The sequence below is a fragment of the Paenibacillus donghaensis genome (genome assembly GCF_002192415.1).
GTDB lineage: Bacteria > Bacillota > Bacilli > Paenibacillales > Paenibacillaceae > Paenibacillus_AQ > Paenibacillus_AQ donghaensis.
In genome coordinates, this window is sequence record NZ_CP021780.1 from 5,053,287 (window position 1) to 5,074,861 (window position 21,575).

The window sequence follows — 21,575 nt, forward strand, 5'->3', positions numbered from 1 at the left end:
ATATGATCTACCCATTCCACGTTATAATTATAACGTGGAATGGGTAAAATTGGAAAATAGTATTGAGGAAAAACCGCGTCGTTTCAAGGTTTCTCCTCTATCCTCGTTATAATTTCGCGGGAATGCAGGTGGTATGAGCGACTCAACCGACTGCAACCTCCTAAATTGAGATTTTTGTACCTCAGACCGTGCTTTTGCCACCGGCTTCCTACAGATTTCACCTCGTGGTAGATACCCTTGCTCTTGGAACGGTAGGCGCTTGCCAGCACCCGTTCGGAACTTTCGCCCTAGAGATGATGCCCATGCTAAGCGTACAAAATGACAGCTTCCCGATGAATAATCGCGAAGCTGTCAAAAGTTATTAAGGTGTCTTTTAAAACAACCTTAGTCTATGAAATCACGCAATCTTACTTATTCCGTTCTTCAATTAATTCTTGCAACCTAATACTGGAATTGTTGATACTGCCAATAAATTTATAAATGGTATCAATGTTTTTTTCTTGCTCTTCTGTTGTGGCCAGCATTTCTTCTGTTGACGCAGCATGTTTTTGTGCGATACCGGAGATATTCTCAACTTGTTCTCGTACTAGAGAAAAAATCGAACTCACATGATCGGTCATATCCAACTCATTTGCAATGTATTGATCAATACGTTGAAAAGCAATCCTGATATTCTCAAAGCTTTCCAGTACTTGCAGGGTGATCAATTCGCCCTCTTTAACCGCAGTGTTTCCAGTATTCGCCTTTTCAACCACAAGCCGTGTTTTACTCTTGATATTATGAATAATTAAGTCGATTTGACTGACCGTATTGAGGCATTGTCGGGCCAGCTTTTGGACTTCATTAGCGACGACAGCAAATCCTGCTCCGGCTTCGCCCGCCCGCGCAGCTTCAATATTAGCGTTCAGGGCCAGCAGGTTAGTCTGATCCGAAATCTGTTTGATCGCCGACAAAAATGTATTTACATCATCCATGCTCTGGTTTAACTCTTCGACCGTATTTAATGAATCTTTTACCGCCGAATTAATAATATTCATTTGTTGTCCCATTTGCTGAATCCTGTCCGAGCTTTGGAGAACCACTTGGCCGGTGTTTTCAGAAGTGTCCGCCATACTTTGTGACAGTTGATTAATTTCGGACATTTTCACATCTGCTGTATGCATCATTTCATTGATATGTGTAATGCTATCCGATTGGTCAATAATCCCCCCCGCTACTTCTTGTATATTCGCCGTTATCGTATTACTAATATCTTTTAAAACTCCCATATCATTATTGCAATTAGCAATGTCCAGATTTAACGAGGTAGTGTTTTCGTGAATAACGCCTACCATGTTATTCACCGCTCCCAAAAGTTCTTTCGCTTCGGCTTCTTTACGTGTGGATAAATGAATTAAATCAGCACTTCGTTTACAAACAAAATATAAAGCTACAATAGTAAGTTCAATAAAACCTATAGTCATAAAAAAGTTAACATCAAATTGCTGATGCCTAGAGTAATAAATTACGATATAAGCAATATTGTACAACCCTCCGAAGCCATATAACAAAATTCTATTTACATATAGGGAAATCACACATAGCACGACCATTATCAGCATGCCTGCAGCAGGAGTTTCAATATAAGGAATTGTACTGGTTAAAATAGCAATTACTAAAATGATTGTTGTCCGTAAGGCGGGTTTCTTTCTGTAAATAAACCAGGTGGCAAGCAGCAGTTCCAACAAAAGTGAGATAACCCCTTCAAAATAAACCTGATTGCTACCAAGAAAGAAGCTGCTTGCGAATGCGATCAAAGTGAGCCATAGAATACTTGCAATAATCTTGTTTACTTTTGCTGCATTGGTCTTCAAAAAACTATCATTCATTCAAATTCCTCCAATTAAACTGTCTTTGGTTTACACATCTAGTAGTCATGCGATTTTACTCTTTAATTGTTTAACAATTGTTTGAGAATTGTTAAATAACAGCAAAAAAGTGCATGTTGGAAAACATGCACTACACTCTAAGCTTCAAATTGCTCAGATATAAATTTAGCCCCTCCTTAACTAATTGAATGTTTAAGATTATCTAATAGTCCATTCATAGCGCTGACAATGGTTCATGGGTTCCACAACCAGCACAGCCATCTTGACATCCCCACAGTTTATCTGCCACAGGGGCCCAATGAGCTGCAGCGCTTCTACATTTATCTGAAAGCCCAAGCACATTTTCCGGATTCTCCAGATCGGTAGAATGCGCACCGGAAGTCTCAATGATATCAACGAGTGCATCTGGATTGTCCAGCAATGGACAAGGACGCAGGAGATTTCCATTAAACGGCTGGCGTTCTTTATAAGCCATAAATAGTGGCGCCTGCAATGCTTCCAGCAACGTTTTGGTATGGATATTCGAATCAGAATAATGTATGAATGCGCAAGGCTCCATATCCCCGTTTGCATTGATATGTAAATATCTTCTTCCCCCCGCGATGCAGCCACCGGCATATTCTCCGTCATTCCAGAAATCCAGGGTAAACAAAGGTTTGGTTTTGCGGAATTTACGGATCTGGTGATACATGAATGCACGTTGGTCCGCAGTGGCCATCAACTCGGGAACAGCTCCGGTGCCGACAGGCATATACGTAAAGAACCAGCAGAATTTGGCACCCCATTCGATCATTTGGTCGAAATATGCCTCAGACCCAATAATTTCAGTATTTTTTTCCGTATAGCAACAGGAGATACCAAATGGTAGGCGTCTGGCCTTCAGAATTGCCATTGCTCGTTCTACCTGCTTAAAGGTCCCATCTCCACGGCGGAAATCGGTGTCGTCTTCAAAGCCTTCTACACTGATAGCAGGAATAAAGTTTCCAACCCGCAGCATCTCGTCTGCAAAGTCTTCGTTGATTAAAGTACCGTTAGTGAAAGAAAGGAACTGACAGTCTGGATGTGCTTCACACAAGCGGATGATGTCTGCTTTTCGCACCAACGGCTCACCACCGGAAAAAAGATAGAAATGAGTCCCTAATGCCTTGCCCTGACTAACGATGTCATCAAGTGTTTCATATGACATATTCAGCATGTGCCCGTACTCAGCCGCCCAACACCCGGTGCATTGCAGATTACATGCGGAGGTGGGATCCATTAGAATCGCCCATGGAATATTGCAATCGTATTGCTCACGCGCTGCCTTCTGCTTGGGCCCTCCAATGAGACTTGCATTCAACACGAAATTGCGGAAAAGGGTTTTTAGAATGTCGTTGTCAATATCCCTCCATAGTCCCATTAGATACTGATGCCAGATGTTATCAGGATGGTCAAGAATATCATGAAAAAGTTCCTTTTGAGAAGTGAACGCAGCGGAATTTCTGCCCCAACCCATATCTTCCATTAAAGAAAGCAGCTTGGGCAGGTTCTTCTCTGGGTTGCCTGAAATATAGTTCATCGCCTGGTTCAGAGCAAAAGCCTGGGCTTTTTCTTTTAGTTTCATCATATTTGTTCCTTTCTCTTCTACGACTAAAATATACTATGCTGCCAGGTGATTATTTCTTACGCCGCTTACTGATGACAATGGTCCCGATAATAACAATGACGACTGCAATCACTAAAACGATTGCTACAGTGTTTCCCATCTATATCCCCCCTCCTTTTGTAGTTTGCTCTGTCATATAAAGCTTCTTTATTATGCTTAAAGGATGTTTAAAAGTTGTTAGGCTCTTGTTGTAGAAATGTTAAAAAACTTGAGTTCTGAGCACAAAAAAACCAAAGTCTTATAATGACCTTGGTTTCTCGAGAAGCTTGTAGTCTTAATGCTATTCTTTCCGAGTTAAGTACACTGACTTCAGTTTCTCAATTACATATTGAGAGATAATGGCAATGAAACTTTTCCGTTCCGGATTTCTGAGTATCATGTAGAGTCCGATCAATGCTGCCAAGGAACCAAAAATAATGCCCGACAGTCCATTATAAAAGGAGGCATCTCCTTTATAAGTAAAGGATAAAATGGCTGCTTGTGTTAAGACTAGTGAAGTCAATGAGGAAGCAAAATTCGTCAATCTTATTGCTTCTATTACCGTCTCGTAGCTTCGTCTTGCAGCTATTACACCTACGAAAGATACAATGATCTCTGTAAAAGTAATTGTTGCAATCGCAAGGCCAATATATGGATGGTACTGTGTATTGCTACCTCCGAAAAACACTATTTTACTGCAATAAACTATGTACAGTAGGCTTGACGTCATCACAATAATGCCAATAAAGCGATAGGTAGAGTGTTGGTGGTTTCTAATTTCCTCCTGATTGGAATTATCAGGACTAACTTTAGAGGTCTCATGTACTTTTACTGCAGAATGTTTTGCAATTGCGATGCCAATGTTATAGAAAGCGTTGACGCAAAGAAAAAAGGAGAGGGAAAATATCCCCAAGAGTATTTTCGCAATTGCCACAACTGCATTAAGTTGTACAGACAGTTTTGCAAAATAAATACTTCGTTTATATCTATTTTGCAAGGCGGTTACTCCCTTCTTGGATTGACTCTTCGAATCGACTATCTCATTTATTATTAAGAAGTCTCTTTAATAATCTGCAGACATTGCATACACGCATAATCTTTAACATTAGATTTATGTTCTTTCTTGGTAATCTCATTCATAATCATATAATTGTCATCCTAAATATACAATGGAGTGTTTTGCTCAATATAAATATCTTATCAATGATTTGTTAACAAATTGCTTCTAAATTGTTTACGAAATATTAATTGAATTCCAAAAGTAGCAATTCTCATATTTTGAACATGACCCATTCTCCGCGACCTATAAAATATAATCCCCAGTGATACATTTCGCGTCGTTCTCTTCATAAATTCACCAAGGAACCGCCCCGTTATTCGTCTAAATAAACGGACGCCTATCAAGTACTTTTTGAAGTAGACGATCTGAGTATACTTGCTCTGGCATCACTGATTGTACGATTGCCAAAGCGCACACGCTGCCACATAAGGTATGAAGGTCTTCATAAATATTCTCATCTGCCCCTTCCGAGCTTGCTTTAATGAACTCAAGAATGTGCTTGCCAATGGTATGCATCATAACCATAAGTTCTTCTGCTCTGTGACTCGTCTGCCCCATTACACTAACAACCATATACAGCACATCTAGCTCGTAAAAGGAGAAGGTATTCGTTGACAACGAAATCCGCCCGGAATCAAAAAGTGCCAAACAAGTATCTGCAAGTTGCTCCGGATAACGGAGGTTTTTCTTCCGGTATTCGTGATTGAACAAGTAGTGAAATGACCCAATGATGAAATAACGGTGCACCATCAACACTGTCGCCAACCGCTCCTTTTCTCCATAGACCTGTCACGGAATCCATTTCATTCCAGAGCCATTCAAAATAGCCGTTCTCCCATTCCTCGTCCACCTCTTGAGCCAACAAGCGCAGCGTAGATTCCCGCCCCCTTCGTAGACTCACTCCATGGTTCACGCTTCCAATCCAAGCCGTCCAGAAACGCAGTCATTACGGAGTGCTCCTTCAGGTGTTGAAGGGTTTTCAGAGGATACAACGGTTTTGTTCCAAAAAGTTCCAACGCGGATACGACAAACGCTGTGCCATGTATTGGGTGATGTCCAGCTCCAGGGAACAGCCCATTTTCCTCCTGCTGGAAGCTCTGAAGCGTCCGGACCAGTCCTTGGTATTCGGTCGTCCCCTTTTCAGGCAACTCCCCAAGAGTGTATAACATAATAGCCGCATCACCTGTTCCATACAGATCTGCCTCGAACGTGTCTTCAAGATTCCTCCTGTATCCACCTGTCTGGCTTGTGTGATGGGCCTCAATGGAGTGAATTACTTTCTTTATGAATGGGTTAATATTTATCTTTTCCCCAATGCCTCCTTCTTAAAGGTTGTTTATTTCATTTTAGACCATACATACAAAGAGCAGATATAATATAATGCTAGTATTATATAGCATAATGACACATTCGCAATTGAATTCAACGCGACTTTCCAAGGCGCAAGCTTTATTAGACAAGCGCTCAAAAAGATTTTTATGGTTAAACGTAGTGTCATATTAAAATTAGCTGTCTAGAGTTTCTCAACAGCCTAGTTACTTTTTAAAAAAAGTATTTTTTTATAGTGAAGACTATCTCACAAGAGTTTATGGAATTGTAGGATCACCGCATTACTATAGATAAAAGATTCTGAATAATACTAAATCAGACAAACAAGCTAATTTGAACCAGTTATCGTTGATATAACACTAGAAGTTCCCCCGCCAGCAACTCCTACCTTATAGTAGTAACGGGTGTTAGGCTGCAGTCCCCCGCTACTATACGCATTGGTCGTTACGGGTACACTGTTAAGTTTGGTATATGTTCCATTTTCTTCAGTGGATCTGTAAATGTTATACCCGAGCGCTCTAGAAACATTTGTCCAGTTTAAATTAATGGTATTTGATCCAGAAGCCTTCGCTGCCAACCCGACTATGCTTTCCAACGTGATTTGGTTGCTTAATCCAACGTTTTTGGCTGCATTAGGGGTATAAAGCAGCATCGCGAGTGGATAGTCCTTACCAGCCACCTCTGGCAATCTTGTCTCATAAACGTAGGCCAGATATTTGAATTTTTCTTGAGTCATATCCTGATGTTCAATATATTTGTAGTAATTGTAGAGCACACTGTAGAACGAATCGATTCGGCCTCTTTGGTCCGGATTAATCACATTATAATAAGATGATCCGTCCGAAAAGGCAGGAGTATACATTACATCGTAACCTAGATGATATTGTAAAATATACGTAGTTCCAGCAAGTAGCCTATCATTCAAAAAATTGAAAGGATTTACGGCATTAGTCGTTGTTGACATCTTTCCTGTTACCGGATCAACCTTGGTCCCTTGTGTATAAATCGTCTGAACCAGCGTAGAGAGCCCGGCAACATTGGCGTATGCATGACCAACATCGCGCCCCATCTCCATCAATTGCGCGTGATATTGGGACTGCGCCAACGGTACACCGGTGACTTCATTTGCAGTCATCCACCTCATTTGATACTTAATGGATCCGTTTCTTCCTCCTTGCTGTCCCGAAGAGTTGACAGTTGTTGCCTCAACAGCTTCCGCATACATTTCTAGATCATTGGCGAAAATAGCTCTTCCAATCGTTCCCATCACACTGAATTGATGTTGATTCATAAAAAAGGAATGCGGATTATACGTATTGGAGACGAAATTCATTGCCTGGATTAGATTAGCCGTGTCTGTCTCCGTCCATTTCAGAGTCCCTGTTGGCGTATCTGAATAACGCATAATTTCAGCTGCCGCAGATAAGAAATAAGACACTGTTGCAAAACGGAAGTTCACATGCTGTGCACAAGACTGAATGTCGGAATAGTTCCTAATAATCTTCATGGCATTGGAGCGATAGGCCTCGTCGCCAGTAATATACCACATGATCGCCTGCATAAAAGCTGTTTCAGAGTCCGTATTCGCGCGCTGCCCCACATACTCGCTTGGATTAGAGTAATATACACCTCCCACAGTTGTCACCCACGGCCCTCTAATATTGACAAAAATATCATTCCCTTGTTGATAATATATCGGCGGTGCTTTGCTGGCACGCCGGTCACTCGCAAACGCATTGAATGCAGTATTCCAAGGTTCGTCGCCCACTCTCACATGATCACGCATATTATCCAAATCGGCCAGCGACATCACTATGCCTGGATGATGAAAAGTTGCAGTAATTTTGTTCCCTGCAGAATCGAAATAGGAAGCGGTTACATTCCCACTTACTGCTTGTGGTTTATACGATGTAATTAACGAAGATGTCTGCGCTTCTACTTTCTGTCCGCCAAATCCAGCAACTCCCGTTAGTGCCATCAGCATACAGAGAAACTTAAGAAAAAGAATGTTGGATCTTTTTCCGTGAATACCTAGTTTCATCTTATCAACCTTTCTTTTCGTGGAATAAAATACATTATAAGCATACAGCTCAAGTTAGCTGAGAAGAATAATAGCATCCTACGTTATCTATAACAATATTAAGGTAGAAGAACATACTCTTTAAGTATGGCCACCGTAGTCTTGCTAAACTGAGTTGGATCTATCCTAACAAGATGATTTCGGCACCGATATATATTTCAAAAACTCAAAACCCTCGGTAAAAAACATAGGAAAAAGGCCCTCTTGTAAATCTCTAGAGGGCCTTTTTCCTAACCTGTATTCAAAATAAAACTCTGTCCAAAGATCACGTGCTAATTTCTCTTCACCAATGATTCAATTGAAATTCAGGACATATACTTTCCCGTAGTCTGTATCAAAATCGATAATTCCCTCTGAAGAAGCTTCTGCCAGCATAACTTTTGCTCCGCCGGTAATCTGGATAGGCTGGCTGCAGAGAACCGAGCATTTCCCGCCTTGATGAGACACAATCTCCACAACTATTATCTGTCCATTCTTCCATTGCAGATTTAACTCAAAACCGCCCCGCGCTCTCAACCCTCTGACACTGCCCTCTGTCCAACTCTTTGGTAAAGCAGGTAAAAATTCGAGATACCCTTGGTGCGATTGCAATAACATCTCTGCAATTCCCGCTGTAGCCGCAAAGTTTCCATCAATCTGAAACGGCGGGTGGGCATCGAACAGATTTGGGTAAACCCCGCCTCTCTCGTGATTGATAGGTTCATCCGGTTTCACCAGCGTCAGAAGATTAGTGATCAATTGCTTTGCACGGTCTCCATCCTTGAATCTGGCCCACAGACCAATTTTCCAACCAAGACTCCATCCCGTTCCTCCGTCACCACGAATTTCAAGCGATTTCCTTGCTGCATGGAATAATTCGGGGGCCGACTTCTCAGAGATTAGTCGTCCTGGATATACCCCTACTAGATGCGAGACATGACGGTGATGAATATCCTCACCTTCGAAATCAGAAGACCATTCTTGAAGTTGGCCTTGCGCACCAATTTGCAGAGGAAGCAGTTGATTTCTGGCAGTTTGGAGCTTTTCGACAAAAACACTATCAATGTTCAGCAAGTTTGCTGAATGAATACAGTTATCAAATAATTCAGCAATTAATGACAAATCCATTGTTGTCGCTTCGCTGACGGCATGCCGTTTGTCCCCAACTTTGAATTTCTGCTCCGGAGATACAGCGGGAGAAGTTATTAAATATCCATCCTCATTCTCTATCAGCCAGTCCAGGCAGAATAATGCGGCTTCCTTCATAATAGGATAGGCTGTATCTCTCAGATAAGTTTCATCTCCGCTGAATGCATAATGTTCCCAGAGATGCTGAGTTAGCCATACACCTCCCATCGGCCATGATGCCCAGACCGGATCACCAATACCAAAATCTCCAACAGGAGCGGTTTGAGCCCATAGATCCGCATTATGATGGGCAACCCAACCTCTTGCACCATAATTCGTTTCCGCAGTCTGCTTACCATTTATAGCAAGTCTACCAACGAAATCGATTAATGGTATGTGCATTTCGGCAAGATTGCAAGTTTCCGCAGGCCAATAGTTCATCTCGGCATTAATATTCAACGTGTAATTACTGCTCCACGGGGCTCGTGTATCCTCATTCCAGATTCCTTGAAGATTAGCTGGCTGGCTTCCCGGACGTGAGCTTGCAATAAGCAGGTACCGTCCATAATTGAACAGTAGTTCAACCAAACCTGGATCGCTACTTCCGTATTCAACAATTCGTTTGTCTGTTGGCATATCGGCGGGGGCCTGACTACTTCCTAAATGCAAGGCAACTTTATCAAATAGCTGACGGTGATCATCAATGTGACGGTGTAGAATTTGGGAATAGTCTTTGCCGTTTATCGCCTGAATTATGCCAGCCGTCAATTTTCCAGGTTCTTGCATAGCACTGATTACACCGAGACTTGGATCAAATGTCGTAGCCGCACTGAAGTATAGCGTTGCTTCCTTCGCACCGACAATATGCAGACCGTCAGCATCCGCCCGAAGGGTCCCCCCATCCTGTACAGCAGACAGCCGTCCATGGAATTGCAAGGTCTTGACGTGCTCAGAATCATTATAGCGGACTGGATTTTCCACATCATGATAGTTGGGAGCCACATATTCTGGTGCAGTGCCATAGATCGTGAACTCGTTATCTTCAGCCTTGGTCTTATACCGCAAAGGGCTGTCTAATCTGGCACGGAAGCTAAGGAAACCTTCCTTGCTTGCCGAGAACCGCAGAACAATCGCTTGATCAGGATAAGAAGCGAAGATTTCTCTGGTATACTTAACACCTCCGATAGTATAAGCAACCGTTACAATTCCGGTGGAAAGATCCAGCTTTCGGCTATAGCCGTGGCGGCTCAACTGACCATGATCCATCAAGATGTGCAAATCACCAAATGGTAGATACGCTTCTGTAAAAGGTCCCATCATTTGCTTGGTTAGTTGATCAGCTTCTTCGTATTTCTGTTCCTCAATAAGCGTTCTAACCTGCGGAAGAACCTCTTTAGCTTCGGGATTATTCCATTCCTTAGGGTGTCCTGACCAAAGTGTATCTTCATTTAAAGCTAAACGTTCTTTTTCAATTCCACCGAAAACCATGGCACCAAGTTTGCCGTTGCCAACAGGTAGCGCTTCTACCCAGTACACCGCAGGGGAATTAAACTGAATATTCATTTGTTAAGTAACCTCCAGTAATGAGTTTTTTATCTTCTCTATTTTTATAACAGCTATTTACGATCACAATTTATTATAAACCTCAATAATGCTCACTTAAATAATAGATTATTAACAACACTATAACTAAATTACTTTATAAAAAATAAAAACGATTTATAATAGAATAAACCCCTGACGAACTGGACAAGTTGAATGATTACGATAACTAATATAATAGTCTAAAATGTTGTAGTACCAAAATAAGAAATAATAGCGTACTTATTGCTTATTCTATAACAATTTTATTATTATACAGTTGAAATAGAATATGTTGAAACTTGTGCAGAATATGAATAGGATAATTCATATATTAATGTTACATTTTGATCGGAGCGGATAAATGATGTACCGTCAATACTTTTTGCCTTCATTCGAGGAGTTTAACTTTTTTTGTTTCCCCCACTCTGTCGGAAAGTACACAAGGCCTGATAATCACAATGTTACACGGACAGGAGGAGTAAGGGATTTCAGCATTCACTTTGTAGTAGAGGGAAAAGGATATATTGAGCTGGGAGACAACCTTTATACCTTGAAGCAAGGGGATCTTTTCTTTCATCGCCCTTTTGAGGATATGCGTTATTACACTTCAGAGAATGAACCTTGGGAGATCTATTGGATGCAGTTCAACGGAAGTGGACTATCAGACTTCCTTCTAGAAAGAGGATTTCATGAGTCCTCGTTATGGTATATGAAAGATTTAAAGATGCTTGAGCAGGCTTATATTGAACTGTTGGATGAAATGGAATTACATAATTTTTTGAGGCCTCCGAAAATTTCCGCGCTGACCTACGCGGTTCTTATTGAGTTTGTAAGCAACGCTATTGCCTTTACAAACAAGAGAGGAACGCAGAATGTTGACAAGATTATTGAGATTCTTCCAATAATGCAGAAAGCAGCCCATTCCCCTTTTGAACTGGAGGAATGGGCTGCTAAAGTAAATTTGACGCCTAACTACTTTTGCAGTCTCTTCAAAAAAGTCACTCGAGTTACCCCGCTTGCCTACATCACGAAATGCCGAATTCAGAATAGCAAGCAATTGCTTCTCGAAAATCCGGATATGGCGATTAAGGAGGTCGCCATTAGCTCTGGTTATCCAAGCGTCAGTTATTATAACAAAATTTTTATGCAGTTAGAAGGCATGACCCCCACCGAGTTCCGCACAGTTCACTTTAAGTAAGATTGCTGACTTCTCCATTGATAAAAGATATGATTCAATAAGAGCAGTTGGAGAACAGAGGACTCTATCGATAGAGTCCTCTGCACAATTTCAGACTACTTATTTAAAAATATAATCAATCATAGATCTCGATTTTTTTCACTGCAATTGGCCCTTGAGGAAATAGAACTTTCAGATACCGTAATCCGCCTGATAGCTCAAGTTCAACAGATGTATCGCTTCTTAGATTGCTAGTGAATAACTTCTTAAAATACTTACCATCATATGAAAAAGAAATCTCAATATCCTCTTGAGAGAGTTCCTCAAAGACGACTAGGGCTTTCTCCGTATTCTTCCGTCCTTCCAAATCTACCATAATCCATTCACCAGGAGCTGATTGCTTAGATCTCCAGTAGGTTCCTTCACAACCGTCCGTAACGTTCATAGCTGGATTTTCGGGATCAAAGCTGCTGCAAAATACTGGCCGACTTTTAGCAATATTAGAACCTTCGCCACCCCCAGGTATTCTTTCAACTTCTGGCGGACCCACTTGGATATTAATTTTCTGTCCTAACCATTCCGTTTCTCCATCAGCCATTACCTCGATTATCGCAGACTGGACCCCCTCGGCTCTAGCTTCTATCTGAATATTCCCAGCATAGTATGAGCGCAATTCAATTGCCCCTGCACCATCTAAGAAGCTACCGTTTTCTGGACTGAGCTTAAGTGTTCTTCCCGTAGGAAAGACCGCTCCTCCCTCAATGATTTCCAGTGTAATTTCAAGCGTGTTGCAGATTCTCTCCTCTTGTTCATTCAGCAATTCAACGATTATATAAGCATCATCAGTTCCATCAGTGCGAATGACCTTCTTATCTGAAGTAAGCTTTAGAGCGTAAGGCAACCCTTCCTTTTTTTTCGGCGGTGGAGCTATTCCCAGCAGTTCGTTACGGTACCAATACCATGATTGAAGTGGAAGTCTATGATAATCAATCATGCCCATGTAGCCCATATCAAAAATAAAACTTCCATGATGAAACCCACACCATAGGGCTTTACCAGACCTCCATTTAGGATTACTTTCAACCCCATCTGTATAACTCGGGGTATATTCACCTGGTCGTTGATCAATGGTACTGCCATATTCGGATACAAAGCTTGGAAAGCCTGGATCAATATACAGAGATGCACCGTCACCGTTATATCCGGCAAGATCGCCTAATGCGTCGAAGCCTTGCCGCTGAGCTCCACCGACTGCAGCAGGGCGGGTGGGATCAAGTCGACGACTCTCCTCTACTAGCCTAATGGTAAGCTCCCGCGCCTCTTCCATAACAGCGTCTTCACTGAAAAAGGGCTCATTGCTCATGCTCCATGTAATAATACTGGGATGATTCCGGTTCGTTCGTATCATTTCACGCAGCGTCTCTAAACAGCTCTCTTCAAATTCCTCCTTGTCTTCCTCATGGACCGGGTAGGCGCTTGCGGTCCAATAGCCTTCAATATTGGGCCCCCCTACACCCCAGAAGCAAAGTTCCGACCAGAACAGAACCCCCTGCCTGTCGCATTCTGTTGCAAAATAAGGATGATGCGGATAATGTGAGCCTCGAATAAAGTTCATACCACAATCTTTAATCAGCTTCACATCTCGATGCATCCCCGCCCGAGTGACGGCATCCCCCCAACCTGCATGATCCTGATGTACATTAGCGCCTAAGATATCATAGTGGCTACCATTAATAAAGAAACCTTCGGTGGCATCAAAATAGAACCACCGCATACCAAATGATGTAACAACTTCGTCTTTAAGTACGTCTTCTTCATACAAGCGACTGATAAGCGTATATAGATAGGGGGAATCTGGATGCCAAAGCTTCGGTTGATCCACAAAGCCTGTCTGTTTGACAGTCAAACACTGCCCCGCGCCCAACACCTCTGATTGTACTGTTTCAAACACCTGTTCTCCAGAATACTCCACACTTGATACTAGCCGGAAAGTTACCGATTGCGAATTAGCATTGACAATTTCGGTTTCGAGGCTGACCAAAGCTTGATCTGTCGTAACCTCCGGTGTAGTCACATAAGTCCCGTTCCACTCAATATGCAAAGGTTCTGTAACTATTAGACTAACATCTCGATACAGTCCTCCGTTAAACACATGTTCTCCAGCCCGAGGTGCTAGTCTAGGATTCCAGAGATTATTTAATCTTACAAACAGCAGGTTATTGCCTTCCTTAGCGATCGCAGATATATCAATGATAAATGCCGTATATCCACCTTTATGGCTTCCGACTAGTTGACCATTCAGGTATATCTCGGCATCCTGAAATGCAGCCTGAAATTCCAGCAAGATCTTCTTACCCTTCCACTCAGGTTCTATGTGCAACTGCTTACGGTAACAGCCATAGCCTACATAAAATTCATTCTCCATAAAATATGGTGTTCCGAACGAATGCGGAATGCCGATATCATACCAAGCAGAATCATCAAAATCCGATTCCTTGCCAGTAATATTGTCTCCATAAGAGAATTTCCAGTTGTCATTAATCAATTTTTCAACGCGATGTGTATATGAGTTCAATCCACTTCATCCTTTCACAGCTTAAACTTTATTATGATTATAATATATATCAATTACCATTATCATAATATTATTTTCATATATATATAACAATATTACTATTACAAATAATCCTCCTTCAATTATTGAAGGAGGATTATTATTGTTACTATTCAGCTATCTGCTTATTTTGATGCTTTTAAAGCATCTAATTGTTTTTGCAATTCTGCCAAATACTTATCATAGCCGGCATTCTTGAGCTGCTTCTGAACATTAGCAATATCCTTGTCGATATCATTTGAAACACCACAGGTTAGAGGCAGAATATATTGCGTTTTCACCGTTTCAATATTTGACAATTCTGTTGCTAGCATAGAAGTGTCGAAGCTAAACCCCGCATATGGATCCACAGGGGCGGTTTCAGTCAGCTTGATTCCTTCTGCCTGGAGATCATCATTGATTTTCTTCCATTCTCCCGGATAGTTTACTTGAAGGTTCATATACCCATCATTCAAACCAGTCCATGCCGGTTTAACATTATCAGTCGGAATGCCTTCGTAATTGATGTAACCCTCTGAATCTAGCTTATAGTTCTCCCCCTCTACACCATACATAAGTAGATTATAATATTTCTGGTCAGTATGAGCCTTCTCAAGCAGTTTCAGTATCTCTTCGGCATACTGAGATTGGGTTCCGATTGAAATAGCTGTTGTAGTTTGTGGATTAATCACACCTTGGAAGGTGGGAACATTATTCATATAATAATCATACCAGCCATATACAAAGTCAGGGTTCGCCTCTTTAAGAACACCGATATAACCGCCGCTCGCTGCCCCGAAGTGGTTACTGAACTCAAGAGGTTTTTGATCCACCTTCATTAACTCTAATGTTTCGGCCGTGGCATTGCCTTGAGAAGCTAGAATATCATGGTCAGCAATACCATCATCGTACCATTTTTTAGCTTTTTCAGCAGCCTGCTTGAACTCGGTAGTCTCATACATATTCACCACTGTATATGGATCATCTACAGATGCTACAGCAAGTCCTTGCACAATTCTAAGATATTTGCTGCCAGCAATCATTGTCCAGATATTATTGCCATAACGTGGATCATTAATCATCGGTGTGGACGGATATTCCTCTTTGGCCTTGTATAAATACTGCTCAACAGTATCCAGACTGTTAATCTCAGGAAGATTCCATTTTTCTCTTAAATCCTCCCGATATAGCATTCCTTCGGAACCGCCTCCCGGTTTACCAAGTTGAGGGATACCATAGATCTTTCCGTCAATTTTCATTTGATCCAATTTACCATCATAGTGCTTAACCAGTTCGGGCACTTGATCCATCATCGGCGTAAGATCTACGAATGCATTCTTAGAAGCAAAATTGGCGAAGTCCGACCACGCACCGCCAACATATATATCATACTCTTTCGCAGCTATGGCCCGGCTGATCTGATTCTTCTCATCGCCCCAAGGTACATAATCAAATCGGACCTTAATCCCCAAATCCTTTACCGTCAACTCATCGAGCTCTTTATAGAAGTTATCCAAGCCGCTCTTGGGCTCATTCCCCATAGTAATCGCTTTCAATACTGGAGCATCTGCAACACTCTCTGTTCCCGCGGTATTCCCCCCGGGAGATGGACTTGCATTTGTACTAGCATTTCCATTACCATTGTTCGAACATGCAGCAGTTGTAACCAGCATTGCTGTCAACGCCGTTATGGCTACCATTCTTCCCGATTTCTGTACTTTCAAAATTGATCCCCTCCAAAATTGATTTATATGTTAATCATAGGAAGCTTGAATATCTTCAAGCCCCTATGTTTGAACATCCTAACCTTTCACGCTACCCACAACAAGACCACTTACGAAGTACCGCTGGGCAAACGGGTAGAATAACAATACAGGACCCGTAACTAGCAATGCGGTAGCCAATTTCATGGTCTCACTTGGCATTTGCTGAACCATAACAATCTGTGAATCCCTTACAGCATCAGAAACTCTGGCGAGCATCCGGTATAGCAAGTACTGCAGGCCCCATTTGTCCTTATCTGTTATCAGGTAGAGACTATAGTTGAACCAGTTATTCCAATAAGCCAGTGCGGTGAAAAGACCTATCGTTGCTATAGCCGGCTTGGTCAACGGCAGTGTAATCTGCCAATAAATCCGAAAGTCTCCAGCCCCATCTATCCGCGAAGATTCCATAAGTGCTTCTGGTATACCTTTAATAAAATTTCTAAAGAGAAAAACATTAAACGGAGATAGAAGACCCGGAAGAATAATAGCCCATAAGGAATGGTTTAAGTTAAGGACATTGGCCACTACCATATAGGTAGGTATCATGCCCCCAGAGAACAATGTTGTGAAATAAACAAAAAATGCAACCTTGTTCCGGTGTTTGAAATCTGGTCGGGAAAGCACATATCCACTCATGGATGTAATCAACAAGCCAAGAACTGTTCCTACAGCAGTGACATACATAGTAACCAGATAGGCTCTGCCAATGGTACTGCCCAAAGAGTTAAACACCACTCTGTAAGCCTCAAAAGTAAAGCCCTGCGGTAGAAGTGAATAGCCGTTGCGGACAACTTCCGATTCACTGCTCAGAGAGCCGGATAGCATAAAGATAAAGGGTATTACACAGATCAAGGCCGCGAGTGATAAGATAATAATTGAGAAGAAATCAAAAACCCGCACTCCCATATCTCTTTTAATTTTAGTCTTGGGACGACTATGCGTCATTGAACTCACAGTTTCATTCTCCTTTCTTAAAACAACGAATTTTCATTGTCAAACTTACGGATAACAGCATTCACGGTCAGTACCAATGCTAATCCAAACAAAGATTGATATAGACCTGCTGCAGTACCAAGATTAATACTGAAATTCACAGTCAGAGCACGATAGACATAGGTATCAATGATGTCTGTTGTTGTAAGCAGCAAGCCATTGTTTCCGATTATGTTCCAGAATAAATCGAATTGACCGCGCAAAATACCGCCAATGGAGAACAAGAGAAGAACAATAATTGTTGGCTTCAGGAGTGGTATTGTAATATGACGGATGCGCTGTAATTTTGAAGCCCCGTCAACGTAAGCGGCTTCATAGATGCTCTCGTCAATCCCCATAATCGAAGCTAAATAGATTACCGTGCCGTAACCGAGACCTTTCCATATCTCAATAACTACAATAATAATGGGCCATACCCATGTCGTTCGATAGAAGTCAAATTTTTCGAAACCTAAAGAAGTAAAGATGTTATTGAATACCCCATAATTATAATTGAACAAATTGTACACAATGGAACCAATGATGACCATAGATACAAAATAAGGCATGAACATGAGAGTTTGACTAACTCTGACGAACTTTTTCATTGCAACTTCTTTCAACAACACAGCCATGGTGATTTGGCAAAGGTTGCTTAAGACGATAAATGCTACATTGTACAAAATCGTATTTCGGGTAAGCTTCCATATGATAGAATCCATTCCACCATGGAACAGAAACTCAAAGTTTTTGAGACCGACAAATGGACTTAGCAGTCCCTTGCTAAAATCGTAATCTGTAAAGGCATTATACAATCCTGCCAAAGGTAAATAGCTGAACAGAACAAAATAGATAATCATCGGAATAATCATAAAGTAATAAACTTTATGTGCTCGGAAATCCGTAAATGGCGCCCCTCTTTTTTTAAGCGCTTTCTTCTTTAGCGTATCCGGCATAGGTGTGGACACTTGATTCAATGCAATCACTTCTCCCTTCAAAGTTATTGTAATCCTAGTCGGGAAAATGGAATATTGTAATATATGAGGATTCCTTATACTATTTCTTTAAAAATTTTTAGTTCCACTTCATAAGAAAAAGGTGCCTTTCGGCACCTCAGTTGTCTATATTTGGGGTTAAGACTCATATATAGCAGGCACATTAATTACGATACAACTTCCATGATCTTTTTCGCTAATGATCTGCACAGGATTTAGGGATTCATTGAAGAACAGCATCAACCTATTTTCAATATTTTTAAGACCATAGCCGCTTCCGTTATATTTCGCGTGCTTTTCTGATTTTTCTGTAAACCCTACTCCATCGTCCTCAATCCAAATTAGCAAGCGGTTTTCACAAAGCGCAGTTTTGATTCGAATAACACCTTCTGCAATCGCTTTCTCATTAATTCCATGCATAATTGAATTTTCAACAAGTGGCTGTAGTGTTATCTTAGGAAGGATACACCCGCCGGTATCTGCACCGAGATCGATTTCAAGCTGGATTCGATCTTTGTAGCGGTATTTCTGCAACTCCATATATATTTTGCATATTTGAACTTCACTTTCCAAAGTAACCGCATCCCCACCTTTGTTGAGGACAAGCTTGTAATAATTCGACAGAGCGTAAATGATTTCCTGAACCTTATGCCCCTCTTGCTTATGAGCCAACCAACTCATAGTATCCAAAGTATTATATAGAAAATGTGGATTAATCTGAGATTGAAGTGCTCTCAATTCCGCTCCCTTCTTCTCCTGCCCCAATCTGAACTGCTCCTTCAGCAACTCCTGTACACTTTCAATCATATAGTTATAGCTGGAAATCAAATGACCCAATTCATCGCTCCGCGGCTCAAGATCGATAATCTTCAGCCTTCCTTGCCGGACTTGACTCATTTTGTTCATCAATAGAAAAATCCGGTGTGTAAGCGACTTGGTAACTGGAAAGATAATCAAAAGGATCAGGATTCCCACAACAGAATACACTGTTCCCATTCGCAACCAAATGTTATGAATAATCTGATTCGCCGATTTGGCAGATATCACAGACACTAAATATAGATCGCTGCCTCCAATACGGTTTCCCCGGGCTAAAGCGGGGCCAGCAGGAAGATTCACCTCTGAAAACGAAGAACCACTCTCAAGCGGCTGAGGAAGCTTCATTGTTTTTAACAATTGATTATTATTGCTTGCTGCGACAGTTCCTTTGTCAGTCACAATATATACAAGCTGCTCCTTAACCGAAGAACGAAGCATCTCTTTAATCCGGTCCAGATTGATATTGACTGTAAAAGCTCCAGTAGATTGACTGTAATTTTTAGGGTTCCACAACAACCGTCCTAGAGATAAATAGGATTCCCCCATACTATCCGCACTCGTTGTACCACTAAGCAACCAAACAGGCTTTCCATTTCTTCGACCTAGTTCTTTTAACCACTTCTCTTCTTCCAACTGCTTGAGTGGACGGAAATATACTGCGTTGTCTCCAGAGATCAGAAATTGATCATTCACATAATACAAAATGTGGTCAAATTGCGAATCTGATTCCAGAATTTGTGTATAGGAGGTTACCGCTTGAAATAAAGCAATTTGCTTGGAGACCGGTGTAGTCATCGGGGACGCAGAAAGCGCATCATTGATTTGCCCATTGACAATTATCATTAAAGAGATTTCTTCGATATGCGCCACCAAATTGCTCAGCGTATTTAAAGTTTGTTCATAGGCCTGATTGTCAGCAAATCTTTGCCCATTCAAAGCGTAGGTTCTGATTTCATTTTGCGAAATTAAAAAGGTAAAGATTAAGGGAACAAGCCCTATCAACACGAATAGACCAAGAAGCTTCGTTCTAATCGACATATTTTTAAGCAGAACATTCAGCCTCATAAATTGCCCAACTGCTTCCTATATTCCAAGGGGACATCCCCGTGCAATCTCCGAATACCCTTGTAAAATAGCTGGGCGTCGCAAATCCGCACATCTCTGATATGGCATTCATTTTGTAGCTGTTGTTGGCAATAAGCTTTTTGGCCTGCTCAATCCGATAATCTCGAATATACTGGCTTACAGTCGTTCCTACATCCTGCTTGAACAACATATTTAAATGCGGGACAGATAGATGCATATGGTACGCAACCTCCTGAACATCCAGATCGGTCTTACTGCAATGGTTGACCACATATTTGATGACGCCACGGGTGATGAGAGAATAGCGGGAGTTCCGATTAATTACTTCTAAATATTCCTGACAAAGCTCTTGCATAAATTGATTTAATTGATTTACCGTTCGGTTACTTCTTACGATTTGTCCGATATCAGCAGTGTGGTAAAGTTGTTCGACTTTCAAAAGCAGGGAACTCTCCTCGTTCACCAAAGTGTTTGCAATTGTAATAAATAAGGAACAGAATTTATCCTTTTCATAAGCTTTTTGGAAAATGAACGATTGAGATACCCTATCTATCCATTCGGGTAAGTGATTAGGAGAACTTTTCATAAGATTGAGGAACTCCATGTGATATCCTTGAGAACTACTTGTCCGTTTTAAGAAGCTTTCATCATATACGGATAAATAGATGTCAGGAAAGAAAAAACATATTTCAGATGCTTTCCTTGCCTTTTCCCAGCTGTCAACAACCTCTCGAAGCTTAAATACTTTGCTGCCAATACCAGCATAAAATTCTTTAGGATACTGACTTAATAGATAGCGGGCTAGACTTTCCAATCGTCTCAGATCCATCTTAACCACTGACAAGATAAAGGCATATTCTCCATTCCCTAAATAATCACCGATACATGGTATATTCTGATTATTCCAGAACTCATTAACTAAACTAATGTTATCGTTTTCATTTTTTAAAGATTGAATCTCTGTTACACATAAAGCAACGTATTGTGTATTTAAAGGGAAATTTACCACCTCACAGATTCCCTTGATCTCCTCAGTACGAGCCGACTTATCAATCAGAATTCTAACTAATCTCTGACGCTCTATGTCTCTAGTCTTGTAGCTCTCAAGTTCCTTTCTCTGACTAGACTGAACAAGCTCTGTGGTCTTTTTAATTGCAAGCTCCAGTTCGTCTATACGAATAGGCTTTTCAATATAATCAAGCGCAGCCAGCCTGATTGCGCTTTTCAAATAGTCCACATCCAGATACCCGCTCATAAACAATAACTTGCTGCTAGGGCAGATCTCAGTCAATCTTTCAGCAAAATCAATTCCATTCAACTTAGGCATCCGTATATCTGTTAGTACAATATCAGGATGATATCTGGATGCCATTCGAACCGCCTCTATTCCATCTCTGGCTTCCAGAACTTGTTCAATGCCATAACTTTCCCATCGAATAGACTCAATTAATGCTTCTCTTGTGAACTCATCATCATCTGCAATCAATATCCGCATAGTTCACCTCTCCTTTCAAA

The 21,575-nt window shown here is 41.3% G+C and carries 14 protein-coding genes; 1 reads left to right on the forward strand and 13 read right to left on the reverse strand.

The genetic code is table 11. The annotated features are described in order from the left end of the window. Window positions 1–407 precede the first annotated feature (407 nt). From B9T62_RS23195 to B9T62_RS23225, 7 genes are all read right to left on the reverse strand, one after another. Window positions 408–1,868 (reverse strand): methyl-accepting chemotaxis protein, encoded by a 1,461-nt coding sequence (locus B9T62_RS23195; protein ID WP_087917462.1) that lies wholly within the window; start codon window positions 1,866–1,868, stop codon window positions 408–410. A 214-nt stretch (window positions 1,869–2,082) separates the two neighbouring features. Continuing rightward, complete coding sequence (locus tag B9T62_RS23200; RefSeq protein ID WP_211296348.1) at window positions 2,083–3,474, reverse strand: radical SAM/SPASM domain-containing protein; 1,392 nt, start codon at window positions 3,472–3,474, stop codon at window positions 2,083–2,085. A 319-nt stretch (window positions 3,475–3,793) separates the two neighbouring features. Beyond that, window positions 3,794–4,489 (reverse strand): hypothetical protein, encoded by a 696-nt coding sequence (locus B9T62_RS23205; RefSeq protein WP_087917463.1) that lies wholly within the window; start codon window positions 4,487–4,489, stop codon window positions 3,794–3,796. A 384-nt stretch (window positions 4,490–4,873) separates the two neighbouring features. After that, complete coding sequence (locus tag B9T62_RS23210; RefSeq protein ID WP_087917464.1) at window positions 4,874–5,317, reverse strand: hypothetical protein; 444 nt, start codon at window positions 5,315–5,317, stop codon at window positions 4,874–4,876. A 53-nt stretch (window positions 5,318–5,370) separates the two neighbouring features. Continuing rightward, window positions 5,371–5,721, reverse strand: a complete 351-nt coding sequence (locus B9T62_RS23215) for a hypothetical protein (RefSeq protein WP_087917465.1) — start codon at window positions 5,719–5,721, stop codon at window positions 5,371–5,373. 488 nt (window positions 5,722–6,209) lie between these two features. Then, on the reverse strand, window positions 6,210–7,922 hold the full coding sequence (locus B9T62_RS23220) for a fibronectin type III domain-containing protein (RefSeq protein WP_087917466.1): 1,713 nt from the start codon (window positions 7,920–7,922) through the stop codon (window positions 6,210–6,212). Between the two features lie 333 nt (window positions 7,923–8,255). Beyond that, window positions 8,256–10,631 carry a glycoside hydrolase family 95 protein gene (locus B9T62_RS23225; RefSeq protein WP_087917467.1) on the reverse strand — a complete coding sequence of 792 codons (2,376 nt, stop codon included), beginning with the start codon at window positions 10,629–10,631 and terminating at the stop codon, window positions 8,256–8,258. A 382-nt stretch (window positions 10,632–11,013) separates the two neighbouring features. Here B9T62_RS23225 and B9T62_RS23230 point away from each other — a divergent pair, with 382 nt between their 5' ends. Continuing rightward, window positions 11,014–11,850 (forward strand): helix-turn-helix transcriptional regulator, encoded by an 837-nt coding sequence (locus B9T62_RS23230; protein ID WP_087917468.1) that lies wholly within the window; start codon window positions 11,014–11,016, stop codon window positions 11,848–11,850. 115 nt (window positions 11,851–11,965) lie between these two features. On the opposite strand, the gene B9T62_RS23235 is transcribed toward B9T62_RS23230, so the two are convergent. The 6 genes from B9T62_RS23235 to B9T62_RS23260 form a co-directional block, all read right to left on the reverse strand. Next, on the reverse strand, window positions 11,966–14,404 hold the full coding sequence (locus tag B9T62_RS23235) for a glycoside hydrolase family 2 protein (protein WP_087917469.1): 2,439 nt from the start codon (window positions 14,402–14,404) through the stop codon (window positions 11,966–11,968). Window positions 14,405–14,568: 164 nt separating this feature from the next. After that, window positions 14,569–16,146: an extracellular solute-binding protein gene (locus B9T62_RS23240; protein ID WP_245864008.1), complete on the reverse strand. Its 1,578-nt coding sequence runs from the start codon at window positions 16,144–16,146 to the stop codon at window positions 14,569–14,571. Between the two features lie 78 nt (window positions 16,147–16,224). Then, complete coding sequence (locus B9T62_RS23245; RefSeq protein ID WP_245864652.1) at window positions 16,225–17,133, reverse strand: carbohydrate ABC transporter permease; 909 nt, start codon at window positions 17,131–17,133, stop codon at window positions 16,225–16,227. A gap of 26 nt (window positions 17,134–17,159) precedes the next feature. Next, on the reverse strand, window positions 17,160–18,158 hold the full coding sequence (locus tag B9T62_RS23250; RefSeq protein ID WP_245864010.1) for an ABC transporter permease: 999 nt from the start codon (window positions 18,156–18,158) through the stop codon (window positions 17,160–17,162). Between the two features lie 135 nt (window positions 18,159–18,293). Next, window positions 18,294–20,039 carry a cache domain-containing sensor histidine kinase gene (locus tag B9T62_RS23255; protein WP_087917470.1) on the reverse strand — a complete coding sequence of 582 codons (1,746 nt, stop codon included), beginning with the start codon at window positions 20,037–20,039 and terminating at the stop codon, window positions 18,294–18,296. Then, on the reverse strand, window positions 20,017–21,555 hold the full coding sequence (locus tag B9T62_RS23260) for a response regulator (RefSeq protein WP_087917471.1): 1,539 nt from the start codon (window positions 21,553–21,555) through the stop codon (window positions 20,017–20,019). The genes B9T62_RS23255 and B9T62_RS23260 overlap by 23 nt, the downstream gene beginning before the upstream one ends. Between the last annotated feature and the right edge of the window lie 20 nt (window positions 21,556–21,575).